At 60.2% G+C, this 26267-nt stretch carries 20 protein-coding genes and 6 pseudogenes; 9 read left to right on the top strand and 17 right to left on the bottom strand.

What is annotated here, in order from left to right:
* Positions 1 to 38: 38 nt before the first annotated feature.
* The 7 genes from IVA95_RS30225 to IVA95_RS30190 form a co-directional block, all read right to left on the bottom strand.
* Positions 39 to 611, bottom strand: a complete 573-nt coding sequence (locus IVA95_RS30225; RefSeq protein WP_247513814.1) for a DUF4337 domain-containing protein — start codon at positions 609 to 611, stop codon at positions 39 to 41.
* A 1059-nt stretch (positions 612 to 1670) separates the two neighbouring features.
* Positions 1671 to 1820, bottom strand: coding sequence for a hypothetical protein (locus IVA95_RS30220; protein ID WP_247513813.1), 150 nt, complete (start codon positions 1818 to 1820; stop codon positions 1671 to 1673).
* Between the two features lie 35 nt (positions 1821 to 1855).
* On the bottom strand, positions 1856 to 2614 hold the full coding sequence (locus IVA95_RS30215; protein WP_247513812.1) for a GDSL-type esterase/lipase family protein: 759 nt from the start codon (positions 2612 to 2614) through the stop codon (positions 1856 to 1858).
* Positions 2611 to 3876, bottom strand: coding sequence for an OpgC domain-containing protein (locus tag IVA95_RS30210; RefSeq protein ID WP_247513811.1), 1266 nt, complete (start codon positions 3874 to 3876; stop codon positions 2611 to 2613). Before IVA95_RS30210 ends, IVA95_RS30215 begins: the two co-directional genes overlap by 4 nt.
* Before the next feature lie 538 nt (positions 3877 to 4414).
* A complete protein-coding gene (locus IVA95_RS30205) occupies positions 4415 to 4705 on the bottom strand; it encodes a hypothetical protein (protein WP_247513810.1) in 291 nt (96 codons plus the stop codon).
* Between the two features lie 823 nt (positions 4706 to 5528).
* Entirely contained in the window at positions 5529 to 5774 is a 246-nt protein-coding gene (locus IVA95_RS30195; RefSeq protein ID WP_247513809.1) for a hypothetical protein, read from the bottom strand.
* 104 nt (positions 5775 to 5878) lie between these two features.
* Positions 5879 to 6064: a hypothetical protein gene (locus IVA95_RS30190; RefSeq protein WP_247513808.1), complete on the bottom strand. Its 186-nt coding sequence runs from the start codon at positions 6062 to 6064 to the stop codon at positions 5879 to 5881.
* A 503-nt stretch (positions 6065 to 6567) separates the two neighbouring features.
* Between IVA95_RS30190 and IVA95_RS30185 the strand changes: the two genes are divergently transcribed.
* Positions 6568 to 6786 carry a hypothetical protein gene (locus IVA95_RS30185; protein WP_247513807.1) on the top strand — a complete coding sequence of 73 codons (219 nt, stop codon included), beginning with the start codon at positions 6568 to 6570 and terminating at the stop codon, positions 6784 to 6786.
* Positions 6787 to 6922: 136 nt separating this feature from the next.
* On the opposite strand, the pseudogene IVA95_RS30180 reads toward IVA95_RS30185, so the two are convergent.
* Both IVA95_RS30180 and IVA95_RS30175 read right to left on the bottom strand, forming a co-directional pair.
* Positions 6923 to 7258: pseudogene (locus IVA95_RS30180) on the bottom strand (DUF4337 family protein); the annotation flags it as partial.
* A gap of 497 nt (positions 7259 to 7755) precedes the next feature.
* Positions 7756 to 8117 (bottom strand): annotated as a pseudogene (locus tag IVA95_RS30175) (transposase); the annotation flags it as partial.
* A 398-nt stretch (positions 8118 to 8515) separates the two neighbouring features.
* Between IVA95_RS30175 and IVA95_RS30170 the strand changes: the two are divergent.
* The 7 genes and pseudogenes from IVA95_RS30170 to IVA95_RS30140 form a co-directional block, all read left to right on the top strand.
* On the top strand, positions 8516 to 10297 hold the full coding sequence (locus tag IVA95_RS30170) for an ATP-binding protein (RefSeq protein WP_247513806.1): 1782 nt from the start codon (positions 8516 to 8518) through the stop codon (positions 10295 to 10297).
* Positions 10290 to 11681, top strand: a complete 1392-nt coding sequence (locus IVA95_RS30165) for a sigma-54 dependent transcriptional regulator (RefSeq protein WP_247513805.1) — start codon at positions 10290 to 10292, stop codon at positions 11679 to 11681. Before IVA95_RS30170 ends, IVA95_RS30165 begins: the two co-directional genes overlap by 8 nt.
* Before the next feature lie 270 nt (positions 11682 to 11951).
* Positions 11952 to 13397 (top strand): efflux transporter outer membrane subunit, encoded by a 1446-nt coding sequence (locus tag IVA95_RS30160; RefSeq protein WP_247513858.1) that lies wholly within the window; start codon positions 11952 to 11954, stop codon positions 13395 to 13397.
* The gene (locus IVA95_RS30155) at positions 13394 to 14605 is read left to right on the top strand and encodes an efflux RND transporter periplasmic adaptor subunit (protein WP_247513804.1); all 1212 of its coding nucleotides are present in this window, start codon (positions 13394 to 13396) and stop codon (positions 14603 to 14605) included. The genes IVA95_RS30160 and IVA95_RS30155 overlap by 4 nt, the downstream gene beginning before the upstream one ends.
* A 13-nt stretch (positions 14606 to 14618) precedes the next feature.
* Positions 14619 to 17777, top strand: coding sequence for a CusA/CzcA family heavy metal efflux RND transporter (locus tag IVA95_RS30150; RefSeq protein ID WP_247513803.1), 3159 nt, complete (start codon positions 14619 to 14621; stop codon positions 17775 to 17777).
* A 142-nt stretch (positions 17778 to 17919) separates the two neighbouring features.
* A pseudogene (locus IVA95_RS30145) lies at positions 17920 to 18078 on the top strand (PilZ domain-containing protein); the annotation flags it as partial.
* Positions 18075 to 18712, top strand: a pseudogene (locus IVA95_RS30140) (Ku protein); the annotation flags it as partial. The pseudogenes IVA95_RS30145 and IVA95_RS30140, both read left to right, overlap by 4 nt.
* A gap of 36 nt (positions 18713 to 18748) precedes the next feature.
* Here IVA95_RS30140 and IVA95_RS30135 read toward each other — a convergent pair.
* From IVA95_RS30135 to IVA95_RS30125, 3 genes and pseudogenes are all read right to left on the bottom strand, one after another.
* Complete coding sequence (locus tag IVA95_RS30135; RefSeq protein WP_247513802.1) at positions 18749 to 19174, bottom strand: hypothetical protein; 426 nt, start codon at positions 19172 to 19174, stop codon at positions 18749 to 18751.
* 11 nt (positions 19175 to 19185) lie between these two features.
* On the bottom strand, positions 19186 to 19407 hold the full coding sequence (locus tag IVA95_RS30130; protein WP_247513801.1) for a hypothetical protein: 222 nt from the start codon (positions 19405 to 19407) through the stop codon (positions 19186 to 19188).
* A gap of 121 nt (positions 19408 to 19528) precedes the next feature.
* Positions 19529 to 19793: pseudogene (locus IVA95_RS30125) on the bottom strand (hypothetical protein).
* A gap of 294 nt (positions 19794 to 20087) precedes the next feature.
* Between IVA95_RS30125 and IVA95_RS38880 the strand changes: the two are divergent.
* Positions 20088 to 20210 carry a hypothetical protein gene (locus IVA95_RS38880; protein WP_256470316.1) on the top strand — a complete coding sequence of 41 codons (123 nt, stop codon included), beginning with the start codon at positions 20088 to 20090 and terminating at the stop codon, positions 20208 to 20210.
* Here IVA95_RS38880 and IVA95_RS30120 read toward each other — a convergent pair.
* The 5 genes and pseudogenes from IVA95_RS30120 to IVA95_RS30100 all read right to left on the bottom strand — a co-directional run bounded on the left by IVA95_RS30120 (position 20168) and on the right by IVA95_RS30100 (position 25636).
* Positions 20168 to 20594: pseudogene (locus tag IVA95_RS30120) on the bottom strand (YkvA family protein). The gene IVA95_RS38880 and the pseudogene IVA95_RS30120 overlap by 43 nt on opposite strands.
* 1168 nt (positions 20595 to 21762) lie before the next feature.
* The gene (locus tag IVA95_RS30115) at positions 21763 to 21942 is read right to left on the bottom strand and encodes a hypothetical protein (protein ID WP_247513800.1); all 180 of its coding nucleotides are present in this window, start codon (positions 21940 to 21942) and stop codon (positions 21763 to 21765) included.
* Positions 21943 to 23213: 1271 nt separating this feature from the next.
* On the bottom strand, positions 23214 to 23618 hold the full coding sequence (locus IVA95_RS30110; protein WP_247513799.1) for a hypothetical protein: 405 nt from the start codon (positions 23616 to 23618) through the stop codon (positions 23214 to 23216).
* 100 nt (positions 23619 to 23718) lie between these two features.
* Positions 23719 to 24009, bottom strand: a complete 291-nt coding sequence (locus IVA95_RS30105; protein ID WP_247513798.1) for a hypothetical protein — start codon at positions 24007 to 24009, stop codon at positions 23719 to 23721.
* Between the two features lie 226 nt (positions 24010 to 24235).
* Positions 24236 to 25636: a site-specific integrase gene (locus IVA95_RS30100; protein WP_247513797.1), complete on the bottom strand. Its 1401-nt coding sequence runs from the start codon at positions 25634 to 25636 to the stop codon at positions 24236 to 24238.
* Between the last annotated feature and the right edge of the window lie 631 nt (positions 25637 to 26267).

Here is a 26267-nt window from a genome sequence, read left to right as displayed (position 1 = left end):
ACCGCCTTTGCGGATGATGACGAATAGAGTCCAGCCGCTCAATGCAGATGCAGCAGATGCGGCGCGTAGAGGCCAAGCGCGGTAATGCCGATGCCGGCGATCGCCAATGCGCCTGACGCCCAGGCCAGCACGATCATGCCGGTGATGATGGTGGCCGAAGCCAGCACGATGCCGATCTGGAAGGCGGCCGAGGCGATTTCGTAGTGGTGATACTTTGCCGTCGCAAGGTCGCGCTCGTGCTCGGCGCGCTTGGCGCGCGCGGCGAGCTGTTCCGAACCTTCCCCGGTTTCCGGCTCCGAACGGTAACGCGCCGCGGTCTTGTTCCAGTCGTCGATCTGTTTTTGCAGGGCCGCTTTCGCAGCATCGTCGCCGATGCTCCCGAGGCTGAGCTTGGCATGTTCCGCCGTGGCCTGAACCGTGGTGCGGCGAATGCTCTTGGCCTGGAAGAACGCCCAGAGGTTCGAAGCCTCGACATTCTTGCTGATGGCTTCGGTCTGCGCACCCTTGCCCAGCGTTTCCGACAGCGCCAAGAACAACGCGATCACGGCGATCAGCAGCGCGATTTTCTTGTTCGAGCCTGAAGCGTGCTCGGCTTGCTCCGCCTGCTCCATGCTTTCATGTGCCTCCTGCCAATTAATGCGCGCACGATTGCCGAACCGCGACGCGAGCGCAAGGGTCAACTCAAGAAGCCATCGATGTGCGGGAGTGTGTCGGCATGAGCGCGCCAGTAATTCACCGGCCAATGCCGCGGCGTTTGACGCCGGCGCGGCGACGGCGCTGCTCGAGGTGCTATCGGGTCCGGTCCTGGCGTTTTGACGTCGTCAGCAAAGAACGCGTTGTAGCCCGTCACGCACGCCCATCACCCACTCATGGTGAATTCTGGTGGCCCAAAGGAGCGGCCCCAGCCCGGGGCGACCGAGGCCGAAGGAATCTTAGACCATGTCGATTTCTCCAGATCGACACGGGCGATCAACCAGCTAACCTAGAAACCGTTCCCCGTCCCCCGTGGCCGATTTTGAAATGACGAGTGGCCCTGCGAGCGGAAACGACTGCAGCGCGTGAGCGCCAGAGCCGCCAGCTTAGGGGAGGAGCCCTTCGTCGCGGCATAGACCGGACGCGAAGTAGCGAACCGTCTTGGCACCCGACCTTTGCTTTTGGGCCATTTCCGGGGATTGGCGCGGACCGAGTGGGGGTTATCGCTTCTCGCCACTGCCCCCTTAGTGCGGGCGTGGTTCACACCGGGGTTGTCCGCGCAATGGGGGCGTGAGCTGTGTCATGGGATCAAGGGATTTTTCGCAATATATCAGGTTGGGAGACCGCCATAAAGTGGCTAATGCTGGTCGGCGAGCATGGCGATGGCGGCCAGCTACTGATCGGCTTTCCATTCGCGTGCGAGCTTCTGCGCCTCGGCGACTTGAGCGCGGGTCATCTGTCTTTCGACCAAGTCTCGAGTGTAGGTCGCGTTGTGATCGCGCGATGTCGGCCAATGCGCATAGAGTAGTCCTGCAACACTCCTTGGCCTTTTGCATATAGGCATCTGAAATTGATTTGGGCAGCGCCAACTCCCTGGTCGGCAGCGGCTAGGAACCCACTTCAATGCTAGCGTCCTGCGGGACGCCTTGGCCGTTGGGATATAGCAAGCCGAGATTAGGCTGGGCAGCAGCGTCGCCTTAGTCGGCCAGCGGCTGAATCAGCCAGATCACCAGGTCCGGGTGCATGTCGATCACCGACGTCTGCAGCCGCGACACCGAGGCAGTCATCAAGAGCGCCCCGCGGCGCAGGCGGCCAGCCATCTGGACAAACGAAAAGGGCAGTGACAACTCATCAACGCTGGTTCCTAATTAACCCTACTTCCTCAATTCTGCTGCGCCGTATCGAGGCGGGCTGCATTCAGCACGAATTTCGACAGCGCGCGGCCAAGGCAGGCGTGAACCCGCTTGGCCATGCCGGTGCCATGAAAGGTACTGAACAGGTCGAAATCTCCAGCACCATTCCAGTGACGCATGATGGCGAAACGGTCGAACAGCGGAACGTCGTGCTGCTGCGCCACCACGCGCATGTTGTCGAGGTACGGCGGCGCCGAAATCATCGTTTCCGTGCGTGGACTGTATTGCAGATTGACCAGAACCACATCGGCTCCCGCGTTTTGCAGCGCAGCAACGCCTTCGTCGAGCGCGCGCCGAAAATCGTCGGGATCGACCGACCGCATAGCATCGACGGTTCCGGTCTGCCAGATGACCAAAGTAGGCTTTTTTGCTTCCACCAGCTTAACGAGGCCGGCGTCCACTTCCTCGGCGGTTTTTCCGGTCTGTAGTTCTACGGAGAGGTTGACCGGGATCGACGGCAGCTTCTCCTTCAGGGCCGCCTGCAACTTTGCGGGATAGGCGCTGGCTTCCGAGGAAACGATCGTCGACGAGCGGCTGCCGACCACCAGCACGGTCAGCGGCCGGGCATTTTTGACGGTGTCGACCACCTTCGGAAGCACGCTGTCGGTAGCCAGGAGATGGGCCGGAACTTCGCAGGTCTGGGGTGGATCCTCGGCGCGCGCGACGCCGGCCGCGCCAAGACCGGCGAGCAGCATAAGAACCAGCACGGCTCCAGAACCGGATGTCATGCGCCGCCTCCAGCCAGATCGGCATTGCCGCCGGTGCGTTTCGTCTTCGACCCATCCTTGTCGGCAGAATGCTTGTACCACGAAATCACCCACGCCATTCCCCACATGATGAGGATTCCGGCAACGCTGACCAGGGCGTGCATGAAAGCACCACCGGAAACTTCGGCCAGCACAAAATGCCCTGCAAAGGCCAGGAAGACGCCGAGACAGAATATCTCAAGCGAATGCTGGCCACAGAGGATCAATGGTCGCAGCCAGCGCGATTTGAGGCCCGACCAGTCCTTACGCAGGAAGCGCACGGTGAGCGCCGCCAGCGCCAGGAAATGGGCAAACCGCAGCACGTCCAGATCGGTCTTGGTGATCGGATACATCCACCGCTCGATCCGCTTGGGCATCAGGAAGCTGAGCTGCGGAATGTGCCAAGTGAGCGTGACGAAGAATGCGGCCACCAGGTAGGCGGTGCAGATCCACATCGTCACCGGCGATGCCAGGATGCGGAACATGCGCTGCGCCCCACCCAGCGCACACCAGGCACCGAACACGAACAGCAACTGCCAGCAGAACGGATTGAATATCCAGAAGCCGCTCGGATAGGCCGTGAGATACCAGTCGAAGTGCCAGGTCAGCGCGTACAACAGCACCGACAGCCCGAGCGTGACATCGGGCCGCCACTTCATCAGCCACAGGATAACCGGCAGAAACAGCATCAGCACGATGTAGAGCGGCAGCACGTCCATGTTGACGGGGCGGAATCGCAACAGCAGCGCCTGGACGATGGTGACATCCGGCTGCTTGAGAAAATCCATGATGCCCATTTCTTCGCTGTAGAGCGGGTTCTCGAAACGGGTGGCGACGTAGGAAATCTCGGCGAGGAAGATCGTGAACAGGAACACGTGGGCGACGTAGATCTGCCAGACCCGGCGCAGGACGCGCGCGGTCGCTACCACGAATCCGGCCTGCAGCATCGCGCGGCCGTAGACGAAGGCGGCGGTGTAGCCGGAGATGAAGATGAAGATCTCGGTGGCGTCGGAAAATCCGTAATTGCGGATCGTGAACCAGGTCAGGATGTTTGTCGGCAAGTGATCGACAAAGATCAGCCACAGCGCGAGCCCGCGACACAGGTCGAGCCGCAATTCGCGCTCGCCGGCCACCGCCAGCGTGATCGCCGGCGCGGAAACCACGGCCGCGGCATCATCCTTCGCGAAAGTCCCCCTGCTGTCGCCACGGGGCGTTCCGGCAATCGGATCGGCAATGGACGTCATCTGGCACCGTCTGCGCAGTTGGGCATTCGCGCTTGCACCGCCCGGATAGTATCGGCCCGCAAGTTGCATACAAGACAGGCCAACGGAAGATACTGCGCTTTAGAATGGAACTATATTGATAGCGCGATGAAGCGTGCGGGAAGAGGCCTGCCGGGCGGCCGGACGACTTCCCCCGGCTTTCCTGGCTATGATGCGGGACAAGGATTTCCGGAAGCTGTTTCGCATGTACCGCCCAAAGGAACGGCCCCAGCGCGGGGGCGACTGAGGCCGAAGGAATCTAGACCATGTCGATTTCTCCAGATCGACACGGGCGATCAACCAGCTAACCTAGAAACCGTTCCCCGTCCCCCGTGGCCGATTTTGAAATGACGAGTGGCCCTGCGAGCGGAAACGACTGCAGCGCGTGAGCGCCAGAGCCGCCAGCTTAGGGGAGGAGCCCTTCGTCGCGGCATAGACGGGACGCGAAGTAGCGAACCGTCTTGGCACCCGACCTTTGCTTTTGGGCCATTTCCGGGGATTGGAGCGGACGGAGCGGGTGTTATCGCTTCTCGCCACCCCCCGTCATCTCGGCCTCAGCTGCCGTGCCTGTTTTGAACACCTTGCCGTCGCCAACAATGACAGTGCTGGTGGTGGTCGGCTTCTTGTCCACGATGGTTGTTAGTGGACGTGTCTTGCACTGCGCACGCAGGTTTTCTCGACCTTCAATCTGCCCGCAGCAATCAAGCATCCCGAGGCGCTGTGCTATGACGCCGGTCACGACGTCTTCTATGTCGGCGGCGGCTCTAGCCCGGACATCTGGGTCAACGACCGCAGCGGCAATATCATACAAAGATCGACGTGCTCGAGGGATTCCGCAACACCAACACGTCGGCCCATATCAAGGACCTCGAGCTCGCGCCGAGCAGCGACCCTAACGACTATCCCAGCACGCTCAACCTCTATGTCGCCGATTACGGGAATTCGAATTTCAGCGATGGTCGCATGAGCTCCATGGCGGGCTGCTGTTGGTGTAGCGCCCGAGAGGCGGCCACGTGATGAGGACCCTGCGCGCATCGCCTTAGGAGGTCTTGGCAAGCAACAACTCCAGCCATAGCCGCTACGCCGTCGAAAGCAGATGCTTCACAGTATTAGGGGCAACGCCTGGTTGCTGGCGCTGCCCGAGATGACGCTCATCGCCAGCCTGGAATGGGCCAAGGACGCCGGCCTCTCAGCCTCTCAGCCGGGGCAGCCACGGATTACTGCGTCAGGTCGGTGAGATCGATTGGAATAGCCAGATCACGAACGCCACCACCACGCCAGCCCCACGGCTATGAAGTAGATAAGTAACGTATAAAATATCATCCAGCCTAGCCCGGTCACGACTCTGAGCTACATTGATGCCTAAATTTAACCCGGAGATGACAGTCGCCCTCGCGCTCCAGGCGCATACGATAGCCGTCGTATTTGATCTCGTGAATCCAATCCGGGCTGCTGGGCACGACTTTGCCGGCGGTCGGAATGCAGAACTCGACCTATTTGAGCATGGGCTGCATTTATGCACAGGAAAGCCGGGAATGCGGGTCAACGGAGCGCTCGCTACAATGCGCCTGCGCGCCAGACAGGAGCAACTTGCGGGCGGGCGTTCAGCCCCTGCTCACAAGCCGGGGCATTGGCTAAAATGTCGGCGGCAGCACTCGTTGCACAATCGCGCCGAGGCAAACGAGCACCACGAGCAAGTTAAGCAGATTTGCTAGTCGACTGTTGGTGGCGAGATTGTCGGCGGCCCAAAGCAGATTGCGCCGACGGCGACGATCATTAAAACACCCAATCAAAAATGAAACCATAGCGCCCCCGTTGTATTTCGCCTTCGCCTCAGCCGTGAGAGGGCGGTTCACAATTCCCGTTTCGCTGAAATGCAAAGCCAATAAATCCGAGCACAACCAAGATGGCTCCGGCAACCATCAACCATTGCGGATAATGCATCGCTGAGAGCATGGCCTATTCGCGCCCAATCGCGATTTGCTCAGTTGTGTTGGGTCTTCGGCTCTTGTGCTGATCGTTCGGCAATTTTTAAGGCAGTTATTTTATCGCGAAACTTGCTGATCTCCCGAAATGCGTCTTGGCGTTCCTGCCCCGGCGGGAGCTTGCGTGCGGTGGCTGACAGCTTTGCTGCCATATTTTCGAGTTCCCGGATTCTTGGCGCGCTCATTTGCCCTTCGTCTTCAGCCCCAGCTCTACAAGCCGGCGGATAGCTTCGGAGCGGCTTGGTTTGTCAGATTGTTTCGACGCCCAGTCATCGACGGAAGCGGAGATATCGGGTGCAAGTCGGACGGCGCTTACGGGATAGACCCCGCCCTTTTTTTTGGGACGCCCAACAGAATTTTTGATTACAGAAATCGACTTATTCATAATTTCAGTTTACAGAAATACTAAGCCGAGGGGAAGCGGTAACTTCCGCCCCGGCTCTAACCCGAGCCACGAAGGACGCAAATCCAATAGACCAGCGTTAAGGGCGGATCCGTACCCGCGGGAGTACTCCAAGGCGCCGGTGCTAACGCTCGTTCGTTCGCGGCCGGACCTGAGCGCCTAACTGATACAGCCCGCTGGTTCGCGCCCTGGCGGGCTTTTGGCGTCCGTCGCGGAACTTGGACGGTTGAGATCGGTTGGAACAGGCGGTCTTTCGGGACCGGAACTCGTTTAAGGGAGTTTATGATGCGCGCATTGATCATTCCCGTGGCCGCAATCGCGGTGGCACTGTCAGCAGCCGGCGGCATGGCACAAACTGGCGGCGCCAGCGGCACGAGCGGTGGTGCGGCGGTAAAGTCAGGCTCCGATGCAACCGCACCGATGGCCGCCACCGGCCCAAAAGCGGCGATGGCACAGGCTACGACCAAAGACAAAAAGAAAAAGAAGCCGAAGAAGACGTACTAATCGCGCTATACACATTTGCGAACGCCTTCCCGTGCTCGGCACCAATGTGTTTGCTGGTCTCGATGTACACAAAGACGATGATGTGAAGGAATCCTTCACTCGGTGCATCGCATCGCCGGCAATTTACGCCCGCCGTTCAATGCAGATGTAACAGATGCGGCGCGTATAGGCCAAGCGCGGTGATGCCGATGCCGGCGATCGCCAACACGCCAAACCCAGGCCAGCACGATCATGCCGGTGATGATGGTGGCCGTCGCCAGCACGATTCCGATCTGGAAGGCGGTGAAGCGATTTCGTAGTGGTGATATTTTGCCGTGGCCTCGTCGCGTTGGTGCTTGGCGCGTTTGGCGAGTTCTTACGAACCTTCGCCGGTGTCCAGCTCCGAACGGTAGCGCGCCGCGGTCTTGTGCCAATCGTCGATCTGCTTCTGCAGCGCCGCCTTCGCACCATCGTCGCCGATAGTGCCGAGGCTGTGCCGAAACTACGACACGAGCGCAACAGCCCGCCAGCGCCGAGGCCGGTGCTAGTTGTCAGCGCTCGGTCCGCATGTACGGGCTGCGCTCTGTGACGAGTCGCAAATCGGGCTCGGCGCTTAAGCTTAAAGACTGGGGGAAATCGTTTCGTGGAGCGTGGCTCTTAGGGTTGCAAATAACAAGCCAAGCCATCATGCCGAAGGCAATCACAGCCGCCGCGAAGGTCCAAGGATCCCGCACCATGGCGTCCTCCTTTTGGCTCCAATGCCAAGACGCGGCCAACGTTCCCTCGTTTGAAGACGTTTGGCAACTGCAATGGCGTAAGAACGGCCCCAGCTCGGGGATTTGCTCAGGCCGCCAGAGCTGGATCAAAGTGCCGAACACGAACACCGAATAATTGGTGTTTTGAGTAATCGCGGCGTGAGCGCAGCACAAAATGTGAGAGGCAGCGAACGATGCTCTTGTCGATCTGCGTCGCCCCGCTGCGTCTTGGCCTGAAGTTCCGGGTTCGTGTGTTAACGGCTTTGAAATTGCTGCCATCGCTGAACTTAAGGCGCCGGCGCAGTTACGGACTCACGGCAGACCTTGCGGATAGCTTCACCATTGCCTGTTCAGAAATCCTACACCGTCTCGAAGTCCGGTAGTAGGCGGCCGGTCAGCCAAACCAATGCGATGTTGCACTGGCGCTTCAGCGCCAGTCGCCGGCTCGATTGCACCTGGTTGAAGATGCGTAGACGCAAATCTTTAATAGCGATGCCGGTTGGTAGGCCGGCCTTCCTGTCGCCTCTGGCTCGATGCCACCAAAAGCCGAGCTTAGCCAGATCAAGCTCAATCGATAAAGATTTCGATCGCCCGAACCGCCGGAGCTTAAAAGCCGTCCGCACCAAGATGGCCGGCGGCTAACTATGCCCAGCGGCTGCATGCCGTCGTTTCGGACTACACAGCGATATTTTCCGGAGCCTTTTTCAGGGTGCTGCTAACATTCCGATATGGCGCATCGACTTCAGTTGGTGGTAATCACCTGTACCGCGGTCCGACATGCCGGCGTGCCTGCCGCCATTAGCAATGTTAATATGATTCAAAAAGCGGACGGTGCGGCCTAAGCGTTGCTCAGCCGTTCCCTCGCCCATGACCACACATACAGATACAATACGGTATTGAGGTTCGCGCGACGAATTAGACGCTCCGAGAGGTCTGCATTGCGTTCATTTTCCTGGATACGGCGTGCGCGGCAGTTCGCTTTCGCCGTGATTGCGTTGCTGCTTATCGTTGCTGGTTCCTATTTCGCCCAAAGGATCTGGCGCGAGAACGGCTTGCGCGCACTGCAGGCGGTGAACGAACCCCGCATTCAGCTTGTGGCCAACGCGATGAAGGCGGAGATCAGTCGGCAGGATCACCTGCCCGTAGTCTTGGCGTTTGATCCGGATGTGCGGGCTGCCTTGGCGGCGCCGTTGGATCAAGCCTTGCGTGACAGGCTCAGCGACAAACTGAAGCGAATTGGTCGCGAGGCGGACACGCGCGCTCTCTACGTCATATCACCTTCCGGCAAGGTGTTCGCGGCAGATGACGACATGTCATTGGAGACCCGAAGGGAAAGGGATGTCAGTGACCGTCCGTATTTCCGTAGCGCCATGAAGACCGGACGCGGCACTTATCTCGGCGTGGATCAATCTTCCGAGCGGGTCAGGTATTACGTCGCCCATGCGGTGGGCGGCGCGCCCGTGGCGGGTGTTGCGGTTGTGCGCGTTGAATTCGATCGTATCGAGGCTGACTGGGAGAAGGCTGGCGAGCGCGTGCTGGTTAGCGATGTCAATGGAACCGTGTTTCTTTCGAGCGACGCGCTGTTCAAATACCGGCGAATCAAAGCAGGGCTCCTGAACGGAACGAACGAACCGCAACCCGGAGATAGCGCGTATCCCGAAAATCATAGCGCGCCTATCGACTTCAAAGTGGTCGAATATCGTGGCGACGGTAGAATTGTCCAGGTGCAGACGCCATTCGGCGTCCGTTCGTATCTTTATCAGACGATGCCGCTGCGTGAATACGGCTGGACGATCCATCGCCTAGCGGATATCGCAACCATTGAAAGCGATCAACGCGACGGCGCCATCATCGGCGCGGCGATTTCCCTGATCGCTGTATCGGGGCTGCTTTATCTCCGGCAACGGCAGGCCGCGCTCGTTGCCGCGCGCAAGGCAAGCGCGAAATTGTCATCGGTGGTAGCCGAAAGGACGCTCGAACTTCGCGAGACCAATTCGGCATTGAGATCGGAGATCGAGGAGCGGCGGCGAACTGAGGAGCAGCTTCGCGACACGCAGAACTCACTGATGCAGGCAGGGAAGCTCGCCGCACTCGGACAAATGTCCGCGGCGATCGCGCATGAGATCAACCAGCCGCTGGCGGCAATTCGCACCTTTATCGCAAGCACCAAGATCTATGCAAACCGCGGCGACGCTACAAAGGTGGCGGCCAATCTCGACCTGATAAATGGCCTTGCGGAGCGGATGGCCAACATCACGTCACATTTGAAGACATTCGCGCGCAAGAGCGAACCGGGAAAAACAGAACCTGTCGACGTCGAGCGTGCCGTGCAAGGCGCGATGCTGCTGATCGAAAGCCAGATCGGTCTGTCTCGCACCATGGTTGAAACAAGCGTGCCGCACAATGTTTTCGTCAGGGGCTACGCCGTACAGCTGGAGCAGGTTATCGTCAACCTGTTGCAGAACGCTTTGCATGCCGTCGCCGATGTTGCCAAGCCTATAATCCGCCTCCATGTCGAGGCCAAGAATGAGATTGTCAGCATCAGGGTTATCGACAACGGGGCAGGAATCCCGAAAGTGCACCTCGACCAGGTGTTCGATCCGTTCTTCACCACTAAACCAATCGGTAAGGGGCTTGGCCTCGGCCTGTCGATTTCCTACGGCATCGTCCGTGACTTCGGCGGCGAGATTCGCGCAAGCAATCGCGAGGAAGGCGGCACCGAAATGATTATCGAATTACCAAATTACCGGCCCGAAAACGTGTCAATCCATGCCTGACCAAATCCGCGTCTTGCTTGTCGACGACGAATCCGCCATGCGGCAGGCGATCAGCCAGTGGCTTGATATTGCGGGGCTAGAGGTCGACGCGCACGCTTCGGCAACCTCTGCCATAGACCGGCTCAACGCCGATTTTGATGGCATTCTCGTTACCGACCTGAAGATGGAGGGCTTGGACGGAATGGCGCTGCTTCGGCATGCGCAAGAGCTGGACCCGGATCTGCCCGTCGTGATGATCACTGGCCACGGCGACATTCAGATCGCCGTCGAGGCGATGCGGCTCGGCGCCTATGATTTCGTTGAAAAGCCATTCGAGCCGGAGCGGCTGCTCGAGATCGTCCGTAGAGCCAGCGAGAAGCGGAGGCTGGTGCTGGAAAACCGGAAGCTGCGCCAGGCCGTTATCCCGCCGACGCTTTCCTCGCGCATCGTCGGCGTCTCGCGGGCAGCCGACGAGCTGCGCGCGGAAGTGACGGAGCTGGCGGCTACCGACGTCAGCGTCGTCATCTATGGCGAGACCGGCGCCGGCAAGGATTTGATCGCGCGCTGCCTTCACGATCTCGGTCGCCGCGCCAAAGGCAACTACGTCGCTGTCAATTGCGCGGCGATCCCGGAAACGATGGCGGAAAGCGAGTTCTTCGGCCATGACGCCGGCGCATTCACCGGCGCGACAAAGGCGCGTCCCGGCCGCATCGAGCATGCGCATGGCGGCACGCTGTTCCTCGACGAGATCGACAGCATGCCGATGACGACACAGGGCAAGCTCCTGCGCGTGCTGCAGGAGCGGCAACTCGAGCGGCTCGGCTCGAACCGCAGCATCAGCGTCGATTTCCGCCCGATCGCCGCGAGCAAGATCGATCTGAGGACGGCGCAAAGCCGTTTCCGCCCCGATCTCTACTTCCGCCTATGCGTGGCCGAGCTGCATGTGCCGCCGCTGCGCGAACGTCGCGACGACATTCTGTTGCTGTTCGACTATTTCGCCGCGGCGGCTGCAAAAGCCTATCAGCGCGAGATCCGTCCGCTCACTGTCGCCCAATCCGACAAACTGATGCGCCACGACTGGCCGGGTAACATTCGCGAGCTGCGCAACGCGGCGGAACGTCATGTTCTTGGACTTGATCGTGCCACGTTGGCTCCTGCAGGCGCCACGCCAAACCAGACGCTCGCCCAACAGGTCGATGAATTCGAGAAGGCTACTATTGAGCAGAGCCTGATCGAAGCGGGCGGGCGCATCAATGTGGTCATGGAGAAGCTCGGAGTTCCGCGCCGCACGCTGGCCGACAAAATGGCCAGATTCGGGCTCGATCGGCGGCGCTATGCGGAGGCTGATGAGCAAAAATCCGCACCCGATTTTGAGGGCCTGGGCGGAAAGCCGCCAACCCGCTAGGGCGAGCCGTGAACAGCGATTCCAAACCATTGAGTTGACTGCAAAAAATGGCGGGTGCGCTGTGCGGCCGCTGGCACGCAGATTGCTGACGATGTTCTCAAGTTGAGCAGCGCTGAAATCGGCTTGCGGCCAACCTCCAACTGGCTGAAGTACATCGCGCTGATGATTGATCCCTTCAGGAGCATCGACCTTGTCGTCCGGGCGAGCCTTCGCGGCATCTCGATACAACCGCGATACATCGCGGCGTTCAGCGCAGTCGCGTCAGCCCTCATGCTGAGCGCATGTGCGGTCGGGCCGGACTTCAAATCGCCGGAGGCTCCGCCCGCCGCTGGATACTTCCCCGGTCAGGTGATCAGGGAATCCACCGACATCCCGGGCAACTGGTGGGAGCGCTTAGCCTCGCCGCAGCTCAACCGGCTGATCGATGACGGCATTGCGCACAACAGCGGCCTGCAGGCCGCCGAGGCTGCGGTGCGCATCGCGCAGGCTAACACACTGGCGCAACGCGCGTCGCTGTTCCCGGTGTTCAGCGCAAGCTTCGACAGCAACCGCCAGCAGGTGCCGACCGCGACGCTCGACACGAACTCGGCATCCGGCAAGAGCATCTACAGCGTGCAGACAGCGCAGGTCAGCGTCGCGTTCGTACCCGACGTGTGGGGCGGCACGCGGCGGCTGATCGAATCGGCCGAGGCGCAGGCCGAGGCCCAGGCGTTCCAGCGCGAGGCGACGTTCGTCACGTTGTCGGCCAACATCGCGCTCGCCGCCATCCAGGAGGCGTCGCTGCGAGGGCAGATCGCGGCCACGCGGCGATTGATCGATATCCAGACCCAATCGCTGAAGGTTCTGCAGCTGCAGAACGAGCGTGGGCACATCGCATTGCCCGATGTCGTGGCGCAGGAGACGGCGGTCGCGCAGGCGAAGCTTCTGTTGCCGTCCTTGGAAAAGCAGCTCGACCAGCAGCGCAATCTGCTGGCGTTCCTCACGGGCCGGTTGCCGAGCGACCTCGTGCCGGCGACGTTCCAGCTTGCCTCGTTCCGCTTGCCGCGGCCGCTGCCGAGCAGCCTGCCGGCGGACCTCGTGCGCCAACGGCCGGACGTGCGCGCAGCCGAAGCCAATTTGCGCGCGGCGAATGCGCAGATTGGCGCGGCCATCGCCAACCGCCTGCCGCAGATCGCGCTTACCGCAAACACCGGAAGCAGCGCGGAGAAGCTCGCGGGCCTGTTCACGCCGCATACGGCGTTCTGGATGCTCGCCGGCAACGCGGCGCAGATCGTGTTCGATGCGGGTGCCCGCGAGCAGAAGCAGCGCGCGGCGGAGGCAGCGACCGAAGAGGCGGTCGCGCTCTATCGCACCGCCGTGCTCGCCGGCTGCCAGAACGTTGCCGATGTGCTGCGTGCGCTTGCTGCCGACGAACGGGCGCTGTCGGCTGCCATCGCCGCCGAACGCTCGGCCAGCCGCAGCATCGAGCTTGCTCGTGCGCAGATCGATCGCGGGCAGGTGAGTATTTCAGTGCTGCTGACGGCACAGCAGGCCTATCTGCAGGCCTCGCTCGCCCGCGTGCAGGCCCAGGCCGCGCGCCTTGCCGACACCGTGGCGCTATTTCAAGCGCTCGGCGGCGGCTGGTGGAACCGGCTTCCCGCAACCTCCGCAAACGATGCGCTGAACGAGACGCGAGCGATGCGAGAACGCTTTTTTGAACCGGTGAACCTGCAATGAATGTTGAGTTTGAAACCTTGCGCCGCCAGCCGGCATCGTTGCGCAAGGCGGCTTTCGTCGCGGCGCTGGCGGTATCATCGCTGACGCTGCCGGGGCTCGCGTGCGCGGTCGATACCGATGGTCCGACGGTCAGCCGTGTCACGGTGACCGGCGACCAGATGCACCAGCTGGACATTGCGCCGGCAACGGCAAAGGCGTTGGTCAGGACGAAATCCGCGATTGGTCAGATCGCCTTCAACGAGGATGCAAGCACCGCGGTGCTGTCACCGTTCTCGGGCCGCGTGTCGAAGCTTTTGAAGAAGATCGGCGAAGACGTAAAGAACGGCGAGCCGCTGTTCGAGATCGACAGCCCCGAAGTGGCGCAAGCGCAGACCGATTTCATCAGCGCGCTGCAGGCGCTGGAAAAGGCGAAATCGCAGCTAAACCTCGCCAAGCGCACCCTGGACCGGCAGCTGTCGCTGATGAGCGATAAGGCGACTGCCCAACGCGACGTCGATCAGGCGCGGAACGAGCACGCGGCCGCCGAGTCAGATTTTGCGACGGCGCAGGGCGCGGTGCAGGCGTTTCGCAACCGACTGCGCGTAATCTTCGGACGCGACGGACAGGAGATCGAGCGGATCGAGCGCGAGCGTATTATCAATCCGCTGATCCCCATCAACGCGCCGATCGACGGCACTGTGGTGAATCGGAAGATCGGCCCGGGCCAGTTCATCCGTGCCGATGCGGCCGAACCGCTCTACTCGATCTCCGATCTGTCGGTGATGTGGCTGAAAGCCTTCGTGCCCGAAAGCGACATAGCCTACATTCGCGTCGGCCAGGAGCTGCAGGTGAAGGTCTCTGCCTTCCCGGAGCAGGCGTTTACCGCGCGCATTACCAGCGTCGGTGCCTCGTCGGACCAGCAGACCCGGCGCATCGTCGTGCGTTCGGAAATCGACAATCCGGGACGGCTCCTGAAGGCCGACATGTTCGCAACTTTTCGCATCGCCACGGGGGATCCGGCGAGCTTACCTGTGGTGCCCGTCGCCTCGATCATCCGCAACGGCGATGCGGCGAGCGTCTGGGTTGAATGCGAGCCGCGCGTGTTCGAGCGGCGCAAAGTCCTGCTCGGCGGCGAGACCAATGGTCTGGTGCAGATCGTCTCGGGGCTAAAACCCGGCGAGCGGGTTGTCGGGCGCGGTGCGATCTTCGTCGACAACGAAGTGAAATAGGGGCGGCGCGTTCATGCTGCGCGGCCTGCTTGGATTCTGCCTCGCCCGGCGCTCGCTGGTGCTGATCGCGTTTGCTGCGTTCATCGGCGCGGGGGTCGTTGCTTTCAAAGCGCTCAACATCGAGGCCTACCCCGATCCGGCGCCGCCGATCATCGAGATTATTGCGCAATGGCCTGGGCAATCGCCGGAGGAGGTCGAGCGCTACGTCACCATTCCAATCGAAATCGCCGTCTCGTCCACGCCTGGGCTGAAATTCACGCGCTCCAACACAGTGTTCGCGCTGGGATTCATCCGGCTGCAGTTCGAGTACGGCCGTGATTACCATTTCGTGCGCCAGCAAGCCGTGAACCGATTGAAGGATGTGCAGCTCCCGCCGGGCGTACAGCCGGTCATCTCGCCGGCCGGAGGCATCAGCGAGATATTCCGATATCAGCTCACCGGTCCGCCGGGCATGGACGTCATGGAGTTGAAGACGATCCAGGACTGGGTCGTCGAACGGAAGCTGCGTATTGTGCCTGGTGTTGCCGACGTCGCGGTGATGGGTGGCAATTCCAAGGAATACCAGGTCGAGGTCGATCTCAACCGAATGATGTCATTCGGCCTGACGCTGCCCCAGATCATCAGCTCGATCTCGACCGGGAACGCAAACGTCGGCGGTCGCACCATCAGCATCGGTGAGCAGTCGGCCAATGTGCGCGGCATCGGCGTCATTACCTCACTCGATGATATCGGCAATATCGTTTTGAGCCAGCAGAGTGGTGTGCCGGTGCTGCTGTCCGACGTCGCAAAAGTCGGGATCGGATTCCGTCCACGCATCGGTATGTCGGGGCGCGACGGCGTCACCAACACGGTCACCGGCATTGTATTGATGCAGAAGCTGGAGCGCACCATGGAGGTGGTGCAACGCGTGCGCGCTGCAGTCGCCCGGATCAACGCGGATGGCAGCTTACCCGTAGGCGTCAAGATCGTGCCGTTTTACGATCGTGGCGATCTGGTGGCGATCACGGTCGAGACAGTGCTGCACAATCTGTTATTCGGTATCGCGCTGATCTTTCTTATTCAGTGGGTATTCCTTGGCAATCTCCGCTGTGCGCTGATTGTCGCCGCGACCATTCCAGTGGCCTTGTTTCTGGCCGTCATGATCACCGTCGCGCGCGGCGAGTCGGCCAACCTGCTGTCGGTCGGCGCTATCGATCTCGGCATCATAGTCGATGGCACGGTTATCATGGTGGAGAACATCTTCCGCCATCTAGCGCACTATGATCCACATGCAGAAAGTGAGGACGCTCGTTTCACAGGTCGGTTGAACCGAATCCTAACCGCTGCGGTCGAGGTTGATAAGGCTATTCTCTTCTCCGTGGTGATCACCATCGCGGCTTTCATTCCGCTGTTTGCCATGCAGGGCGTGGAGGGGCAAATCTTCTCGCCGATGGCGCGTACCTACGCTTATGCGCTGCTCGGCGCGGTGATCGCCACGTTCACTGTAACGCCGGTGATGGCCTCGATCTTGCTGCCCACGAAGGTCCAGGAGATCGAAACGTTTCTCGTTCGCTGCATGCGCAGCGGCTATGAGAAACTGCTGCCGCGGGCGATCAAGAATGGAAAGCGCTCGATAACCATTGCTGGCATCTTCCTGACGCTGACGCTATTCGCCGGGACACGTCTTGGTACCGAATTCCTGCCCAAGCTCGAGGAAGGCAATATGTGGATCCGCGCGTCGATGCCGCCGACAATTGCGCTTGAGGCTGGCATGGATACCGTTGCAAGAATCCGCGACGTGATCCGCAGCTATCCTCCTGTCGCGACCGTTGTGTCGGAGCAGGGGCGAGGCGAGGAGGGCACTGATCCAGACGGCGCATTCCTGGCTGAGTTCTTCGTTCCCTTGAAGCCTTTCAATCAGTGGCCGAGCGGGTTGACAAAGGAGAAACTGGTCAACGAGCTTAGCGCGCGACTCAATCGCGAGTTCGTTGGTGTAGACTTCAACTTCTCCCAGTACATCCAGGACAACATCGAGGAAGCTGTCTCCGGCGTCAAAGGGGAGAACTCAATCAAGATATTTGGCCGTGATCTCGCCGAGCTGGAGCGGTTGTCGAAATCGGTTAAGGAGGAGATCGGGAGGGTGCAGGGCGTGCGCGATCCAGGCGCATTCAATCTCCTGGGCCAGCCCAACCTGGTGATCAAGATCAACCGCGAGACCGCCGCCCGCTACGGCTTCTCGGTCGGCGACATCAACACAGTGGTGCAGGCGGCGATCGGCGGGCAAGAGGTGTCGCGGGTCTATGAAGGCGAAATGAATTTCGGTCTCACCGTGCGGCTTGCGCCAGAGTTCCGTACGAACGTTGATGCGATCCGCGCCATTCCGGTTGCACTGCCGAGCGCCGACAACAAGTCGCCACCCGCTTACGTGCCCCTCGGCGACCTTGGCGAAATTCGACTAGAGCCGGGCGCGGCCTACATCTACCGCGAAAACAGCCAGCGCTTCATTCCGCTTAAGTACAGTGTTCGCGAGCGCGACCTCGGCTCGACGGTTGCCGAGGCGCAGGAGCGCGTCGGCAAGAACGTGCCTGTGTCGCAAGGCTATTCACTGGAGTGGTCAGGTGAGTTCGGCGCACTTCAGGAGGCAAAGCAACGCCTGCTGATTATCGTGCCGCTCAGCCTCGTGCTGATCCTGATGCTGCTCTACAGCCTGTTCAATTCGGTGCGGGACAGCTTGTTGGCGCTATCAGGGATTCCGTTCGCCGTCGCAGGCGGCATCTGGGGCCTCTACATTGCCGGCCTGAACTTTAGTGTGTCCGCCGCTGTCGGCTTCATCTCGCTGTTCGGCGTCGCCGCGATGGATGGCATCCTCCTCGTCTCCTACGTCCGCAAAAATCTCGAAGAGCAGGGCATGAGCAGTGATCAGGCGATCATTTCCGCAGGCGAGACGCGAATGCGGCAGGTCTTCATGACTGGCCTTTCCGCCTGCATCGGCCTGGTGCCGGCGGCTTTCTCAACCGGTATCGGCTCACAAGTACAGCAGCCGCTTGCATGTGTAATCGTTGGCGGCATGCTACTTTCCCCGTTCTGCAGTTTGCTGGTTATTCCAGTGCTCTGCCGGCTCTTTCTGCCTGCCACTCCGTCATCTATGCTCGCGACGGAAGCGTCTGCAGTGTCTGCAGTCGAAGCTAACTAGGCGTCGTATTGATTGGGGGAAGACAGACGAAGGTCTCTCAAAAAACAGCGCAGCCAGATGAGAAGGGTCAAGAGGCACAACGCTCAGTGAACCCGTTCGGACTAGCGTCACCGTTCATTTGGTAACCGACAGGCGCCACGTCATGGTTGAAAAACGGACTACTACTCGTCGGCGCGTGTTGAAGGCCGGAACGATCGAATTCGGCGGCGGCGCCATAGACTGCACCGTAAGGAATTTATCGAAGAACGGTGCCGCGCTTCAAGTCGCCAGCCCAGTTAGTATTCCGACCGACTTCACCTTGAGATCGACGAACTCGTTGACCACAGCGAGATCGACCCGCGCTATCTGATCCGGCCCTACTATTTGCGGACCGATGGCAGGGTCGGCCACGACGCCTTCGCCGTGATCCGCGAGACCATTCGAGAGATGGACAAGGTCGCGATCGGACGGGTCGTGCTGACCAACCGCGAGCACATCATCGCGCTCGAGCCACTGGAGAAGGGGCTCGTCGGCACGTTGCTGCGGTACCCATATGAAGTCCGCTCAGAGGAAGAGTATTTCGATGAGATCCAGGACGTCAAAGCCACCAAGGACATGCTCGATCTCGCCAAGCACATCGTGAACCAAAAGTCCGGACGATTCGAACCCGAGAAGTTCGAAGTCCAGTGCGAAACGGCCCTGATTGACCTCATCAATCGGAAGCGCGCCGCCAAACCGATCACCTCGAAGGACCGGCCGGCCGCCGGCAATGTGGTCGATTTGATAAAGGCGTTGCGCCGGAGCGTGGGGTCGGAGCAGGCTCCAAGCCCGCGAAGAAGCCCAAGAAGGCGACCATCGGACAGAAGGAGATGCTGCTACCGATCGCCGGCAAGGAGCCAGCAAAGGAAGCAACCGCGAATAAACCCACCGCCAAACACAAACGTAAGTCGGCATAGAGCGGCTCCGCCACATGGCGACGCCGATTTGCGCTCTCAGCCGAGAGGTCGGCTTTGCCTGAAATGGAAATTGTTCGGAGTGAACCTCTTGGCCACGGCGCGCGCCTGGCCCTCGCATGTCTCCAGCGCGATCTTCTGGGCAAGCATGACGTCTCCGATCGGCAAAGCGCCGATCGGCATGAAACACAGCCCCTCCTGCAGGCGACCTCTTTGGTCGATCTCGCACACATTCACCGAGGCCCCGGCGTGGATCCTGTACCGCTTTCCGCTGTCGCTTCCGACGACCTCGAAGTAGCCCTTCCTGGCGAACTGCTCTCGCTGCGCCGGCGACAGCCATTCTCGCAAGAGCCGCAGCGAGCGGCCCTCGGGCGTGCCCTCGGCGCCGTGCCAGATGAAGAGGGCTCGCGTCGCGCTTATGCGGGAGCGGCCGCCTGGCGGCCGCCACAGTCGAAAGCCGAACATGGCCGGGCCGGTTACCCGCCGACCAGCCTGGGGAAGAAGACAGTTTCTTCCGCAGTGGGGTCGAACGATCGTAGCTGCGAGATCTGACCCGGACCCGTCCTAACTGCCGGGGTGAAGCCGGCATTGGTCAGCTCGTAGAACCGCTGCTCCGCCTTCGCCAGTTCTTGTGCGTCATCCGAATTGAAGGGGTGACGGCGGTCGCCGCTGCGGTCCATCACGATCTGGATCGGCATGATCGTCCTCCTGGGATTGCTGGTGGCAAGGACCTGCTCCAGTATCCGACTGACCTCACGGACTTTCAAGAAGAACATTCCATCGCAATCGCCGGTCGTCTGCCGATCGCAGCAAGCGCAATCAGGTTGGCAGAGACTCGGGGCAGGTGTCGCCGAGCGAGTCCAGGACGTCCCGACCTTCGGCGACGGCCGCCTGCGGAGAGACGCCGGGCGGAGGATTCTCTCGGGCGATAATGGGGGCGCGCGCTCTCGGGCGTGCGGGTCGGCGCGGTCCTGCATCCAACCGTGCTCCTCGCATTCGCGGATTGCACCGGTTTCCCATAGTACTGAGATCGCCCATCCTCGCACGTCCGGATCGCGGGCCGCCGGTCCTTCGTCATGAACATCGGAGTGACTCCTGCCGCAGACGAATCCGACCGCCTTCCGTTCCAGCTGCTAACACAGAGCAGGGATTCCGAATTGCGGGGCTCTGGCCTTTTCGTGTTTCGCCGCCCTGTGCACGATGGCGGCTGGGTCGCGCGCATTGGTGCCGGTCAGTATTTCGTGGGGGGCGCAGCCTGGTTGATGTCCGCTCCATCTCGATCCACGGACATCGCGCAGCATCAGTCACAGTTAGAAAAGTGCGTTTCCAGACAGAACGGGTTCCCGTCCCTTATAGCCCAGACGCCGAGATCAAGCTGATGACCAACGTCGAGCTGATCGAAGTCATCTCGTTCGTCCTGGAGGACCTGATGGCAGGCCACCCGACCGTGGCGCCCGGTCACTTTCCCACTCGGGACAAACCGGATGCCGCCGCAGGGTAGTGTCTCAGTTTGAAATCGAGCGTCCGAAAATAGCGGTAGGTCAGTGCGATGGATGCCACCCAGATCAGGGCGATCATAGATGCGGCGGTGCGCCTGACGGGTTTGTCTACTGCCGCGGCAGCGGCGGCCCGGCTCTCGGCCATGACCTCCGAAGGTATCAGCCTCACTACCGCCAAGATGCCGAGCGGCAGAATCACTAACTCATCAAGGTATCCAGCACTGGGACGAAGTCCGGGATCAGGTTGATGGGTGACAGAGCGTACCCAGCGACGCAAATAGCGAGCACGCTGGCGTACCAAGGGGTGCGAGGTCTCGGGCCGCAAGGTAGATCGCGTGAGCATCGCGCTTGAGGGAACGGGCCCAGTCTCTGAGCCGATCGGACATTGGGCTATCCGAACAAAGGATCGTTGAGAATTGGAATTGGGACACCGCGCGCCGCGGGAAACTTCCCGCTCGGGAATGACGGAGCCGGGCATGTGCGGCCAGCGCTTCTCGCTACATGATTTAGCCCCATAACCGCCGTTTATCGGGTTTGGCCTATAGTCGGCGAGCGCTTCGCGCTGAGATATGAACCGAGGTGCTGCCGGGCGCGTTACGCGTGGTGAATGCCAGCGGAGACGGCCATGTGCGAGCAGTGCAAGGCCCAGATCGAGCACTACAAGAGGAGCGCCAGGAACATCACCGACCAGAAGACCATCGACGGCCTGGCGAGGCTCGTCGCAGAGCTGCGGGAGAAACGAGCGGCCTGCATCCCGAGCCATCCCAGGAGAGCCCTGGATAAGGATCATCCCGTGATCCGCGCTCCTATTTATCGGTCCTCCATCCACCCAACAGAAACACCTTGCGTGCTCTGCGGTTGCGGCCCGGCCTGCGATTGGACGTCCGATAGATCGACGCCTAGCGCTTCATCAGGAATTTGATGGCCGCTCCCAAGAGCAAAAGGGCGTTATATAGATCGCGAGTACCTCAAGTGCCAACATGGCTACTCTCCGCGATTGGTCGACCTCGAACCTCGGGGCTTCATCGGCAAGACATCCCGTCGCTTATCTGGCCCCAGAAGCCACATTGCGTCACTGACGGTAGAGCGACCGAATGCCCAGTGCTGTAGATCAGCATGGTGGCCGACCCGATGAGTATCAGCAGGGCCGCCGCGATCACCGTGAACAATATCCGATCCATGATCACCAAATGAAACGGCAGTCGCTTTCGTTCCAGCATACTTGGGTATAGCCGGCGAGCGCTCCGCGCTCAGAGAACACTCTCGGCTGCCGCCGTTGACGGTCTGTTCCGATCGGGAAAGAGGTTGCCCTTTTCCGGAAAAGACTTTCCGGACACGAACGTCCCGTGACCGTAGTATTCCGGGAGGGAAAACGGCCGGTTCGGTGGTGTCGTTAGTCGAGAGCCGGGGCATTATTTCAGCACGGACAAGCATACTTTTGACCGGTGGGCCGCAGAGCGATCTGCGGCCATTCCGTTTGTGGATGGCGAGCGCTTCGCGCTGATCTGTAAACAGACTATCGGCCGCCTTGGTGATCCGTTTGCAAATCAGGCCTCAGCGCTGGTGACCGAGCCCGATGCCGAGCTGGTGCGCCTTCGCCCTCAGCGCGGGGACCGACCTCTTCATCTGCCTGGAGATCTTGGCGATCGGCGTCTTGGCCTTCGAGTGCGCCTTCAGAGCCTTCACGTCCTCGCGGGTGTACTCACGCCGCATCACCTTCTTGGCCTTCGCCATACTTCCTCGCATTGTTGTTCCAGTCCCCGCCTGTGGTACTGAGCGGCTTCGGTTCGAACATTCGATACCGGGAGCGGGCGTCGTCCACCACATCATTCGCGTCATTCTGACCCGCCGGCGGATCACTTCCGGTTTACCTAGGTAAGCAGACGTTCTGGTCGTCCGTCGGCGTGTCTCAAAGGTGCGAACAGCCGACATTCAAAATGAAAAAATTCGTCAAACTAGGTGGCCTTATTGCAGCGTTCCAAACCGCTCCATTAATCGGTTCGATAGGCTCTGCGGTATGGCCGTCAACAAACTGCTTGGTGCTGCTCCGCGCGGCCTTGCAAGTGATTGGACATTTGGACAGGTTCTCCAGGTAGTAGTCGCTACTGCAGCTTACGCATTTATTTCGAAACAATACGAGTATTTGATAGGTGATTGCTCGTATAACTGGAGCAAGCGTTAAGTTGTCTCCATCATGAACGTTCGGTAGGCGCGTTCCGGAGCAAGGATTGGACTCAAATCGGGACGTCTGTGCTTGGGCGAACACGGGCTCTGAAGGAAACTCGACAATACGAAAATTGCTAGCCATCGCGCCATGCTCTCTCGCTGCTCGAGAGAAATGGGGCGATACTATCGAGGAATTCCTCGCTCAACAGCAAAATGATTAACGGGCTATCGGCCTGACTTAGGCCAGTGTCCGGGAATAGCCATTATTAGACATTAAGCGAGCGGTGTGATGTGTTCGAAGCCGAGCAAAATTCTCGTTACTCATGTCGTACTCCTAACAACAGCTCAAAATTGGTGCTAAAAACGGACATCTCTCGCGCTCCGAGGCCAAGCATGCATCGGGCCACTGATCTATGTAAGGCGTAAGGGTGCCGCTCCGCGACAAGCATCGCCCATCGTGATCAGCGGGCGCGAACCACAACGGCAAGCCGGCCGCGCTCGATCCCGGCCGTTAACGAATGCGCTTGGCCTTTCCCTTTCCGCATTTTCCCGGATAGATCCGGGTGCAAGGTCACGCTTTAGATACAGGTGATCTTATGTCCAAGTCGTATTGCGAGTGCGTAAGCCGTGGGTGAGAGCATCGAGCGCCAAGTGGCCGTGATCAGGAACCGGCTCGCATTCCTCAAGATGATCGAGCGGGTGCTCGCTACCAACGCGCCGGCTGCCGCCGAAGAGCGAATCCTTCAATCGCGAATGAGGCACGAAATCCAAATCTTGCAATGATCCAAATGGGTCGGTGTCGCGTTTTCCCGGTAACTCGTCGGCCACAACCTAATCAATCAGCGGGAGCGCTTCGGAAGCTTCGGAAGTCTGTCAGGGTTGAATGTTGGCGGCGGGCCGGTCGGCTCGGGCGCTGGCAACGATTGCTCACTCAGAATGAGGGTTCCCTCTAGAAGCACTCCCGGCACCTGCTCGGCCGTTCCTACGTACCTGGCTATCTTGCCGTCGCACGTTCCTTCAAGCTTCATCGTGAGGTCATCAGCGCCAAAGACCGTTGCGTGCCCTTCGGTGTGCCGTTTAGTCGTTATGATCGCGGTGAACCGATCTCCGTCCACCTCGCAAGACCCACTGTAGCTCATGATGCTATCACCGCCCCAGATTTTGCCGTCTTGGACATGGGCGATGCCGGTGCCTTGGCCTAGCGGGGTCTTGAACCACGCTGCATACGTGCCGTCTCGAAGCATGCCAAGGAACCCTCTAACAACAGCCCGACCTTAGTTCGGCATGACTGCCGCTAAGAGACGGTTAATTCCGGCGGCCGTGCAACCCCGGGGGCCGGTGGTTTCAGTCGGTGGTCGGCGCCTGATCGCTTGCGGAAGTTGGGGTCCAACTGCGTTCCGAGGTGCCGGTCTGGTCCATCGCCGCGACAGGCTCATTCCTGAGGGAGGCAGTTTGGGACGTCGGGGCGGCGGCAACAGGAGACGACTGGCCCTCCGCCGCTTCTAATGTGTCGAACTCGCTTTGATAACTAGCCGCCAAGCCTTCGAACTTTTCTCGATCGGCCTCGGTATTCATCGCTGCTACGAAGCGTTTCGCGCGGGCGATCTGTTCCAAGAGGACGTCTTTACGCGACATGGGAAGGCCACTTCGTTGCTGCGGAATGACAGTAGCATAAAAGCCCCGCTTCATCCTTCTTCAAAAGTTTTGAAGGGCTTCCTCGCCGGAACCTTCCAGCCGATCCGCCGCCTGGATGGAGCGGGGCGCCTTTCCCGACGCCGGCCTACCATGTTTCAAGAGAGACGCCGGCTTACCATGTTTCAAGAGAACAGCCCGACCCCAAAACGGGATCGGGCTCAAAAGATCAGGCGATGAGACGCAGTTCGGTTTCTGCCTGTTTCATCGCTGTGGGCTTGCCGATGATGCGCCGCAGTTCGGCCGCGACGCCGTCCAGCACTGCGCGCTTCTCCTTCATCCGCTTGGAGTGGTTGTAGACCTTGCCGGTGACGGTGGGCACGATCTGCTCCGATTTCTTGCTCGCGGCATGGTCGAGACACTTTGCGATCCAAGCATCATCAAAGCCCAGATCGCCAGCCAACGTGGCCGCCGTCCGGCGCAGATCGTGCGGCGTGAATGGCTTTAGGCCGAGCAGCGCGCAGATGCCGGGCGTTTTGACCTTGCCCTTGATCTTCGTGCCGCGCAGCGCCGTTGCCATCACCTTGCGGTTCATCGGCATATCGCCCAGCGGGCTTGCGAACACGAACTGCTTGTTGCTGCCGCGCTGGGCCTCCTTGATAATCTCCACCGCCAGATCGGAAAGAGGCTGTTGGATTACCCGCCGCTTCTTGACGCGCCTGAGCGGGACGTCGAAGCGCGGATTGTCGCCGTCCAGGTCGAACAGTTCGTCTCGGTGTGCGCCGAGCAGTTCAGCCGACCGCAACATACTGACCAACTCGAATTTGAGCGCGAGCCTCGTCCGGCGATCCCACGGCAGATCGTCACGATCGAGGCCGTGCCAGAAAATCCTGATCTCGTCCTCGGAAAGGACGCGCGTGCGCGGATGCTCTGGGTCGAGCTTCGGCAGGTTTACGCAAGGACTGGCGGTTACATAGTCGCGGCCGGCCTCCGCTGCCCAGTTGAACAGGCCCGAGGCCGCCTTGCGCATATGCCGCGCATTGCTGACCGAGGGAAGCCCGAACTTGCCCTCGACGATATCATTCGAGAGCGTCGCAATGTCGTGCTTGGTAACTTCGCCCGGTAGCTTTTTGCCGAGCCTTGGGCTGATGAAGCGCCGCAAGTGGCTGGCGGTATTTTCCCAGCTTTCCAGCCGGGGTCGCATTTCCCCGTCCGGCTTGCGAACCGGCGCTTTCATCCACTCGATCCGCTCCTCGATAATCTCGTCGACGGTCTTGCCCCGCTTCAATCTCTGCGCCTTCTGCTGCCGTAAGCCCTCTGCCAGGTTCTCGCCGTTGCCGATCCGGGTTTTCAGCGCATAGACCTCGGTGCGGGCATGCTCGACCGTGAAGGTTTCGGGGGTATAGACGCCCAGCCATTTGGACCGTTGCTTGCCAGTGGTGCGGTCGGTGAACTTGAAGAAGAAGGTCGCGACGCCGGCCGGAATAACGCTGACATAGAGGCCCGGGCATTTGCGGTCGTAAATCTTGACCCGCTTGGCGACCCGCCTCTCGCAAAGGCGATCAGTCAGAACGACGCTGCCATTGCGCGCGCGCTTGCCGGTGGGCTCGGTGGTGATGGTAGTATCCATTTCGGTTTCGGCTCCTAAGGGTTAAGACCAAAGGGGCTCGGCTTTGAGGCTTTCTGTTGCGAGGGCACTGAAAGGCTTAGGGCCGGGCCCTAGTTTTGGCGAAACCCGCCGAAGCACCTCGAAGCAGGCTAGGCGAAAAGTACTCGTTTTAAAGGCTTTTCTTCGTTTCGGCGTGTTTCACCGAGTGCCAAAATATAGACGTGTGGTCCTGGCACCCGTGGCTGGTGTCAAGCTGGCGGAGGTTTGCAGATACCCAACCGGGTCATGCGAACCGTCAATTCGTCGGCGATGGAGGCAAGAGGAATTCGTCTCCAGGGAGAGCGCGGCATAAGCCGTCAAACCATTGCGCAGGGAATGCCGGGATGCTCCGGCTGTACCTGTATGCTCGTGTGCGCATTCTTGAGTGCATCTTGCACACGAGACCGCGGGTGCTAGCCGGCACCCGGCATTCCCTGCGCCCTCTCATTATTGAGGGCGGATGATTTGCAAAAGCTCGGGCGCATTGTGTCGCGAGAATGCGAAACTGTGTCCACGTCATGTATGGACGGCCCCCTCTCGGCAAGGGCTTTTTGGTGCTTCGGCAACGGATCGGGGAGCGGTCATGTATACGGCCTCGAGAAGCGGCCATTGA

Source organism: Bradyrhizobium sp. 157, assembly GCF_023073815.1.
Lineage (GTDB): Bacteria > Pseudomonadota > Alphaproteobacteria > Rhizobiales > Xanthobacteraceae > Bradyrhizobium.
Note: the sequence above shows the minus strand (reverse complement) of the source record. Positions and strands in the feature narration are given on the sequence as shown.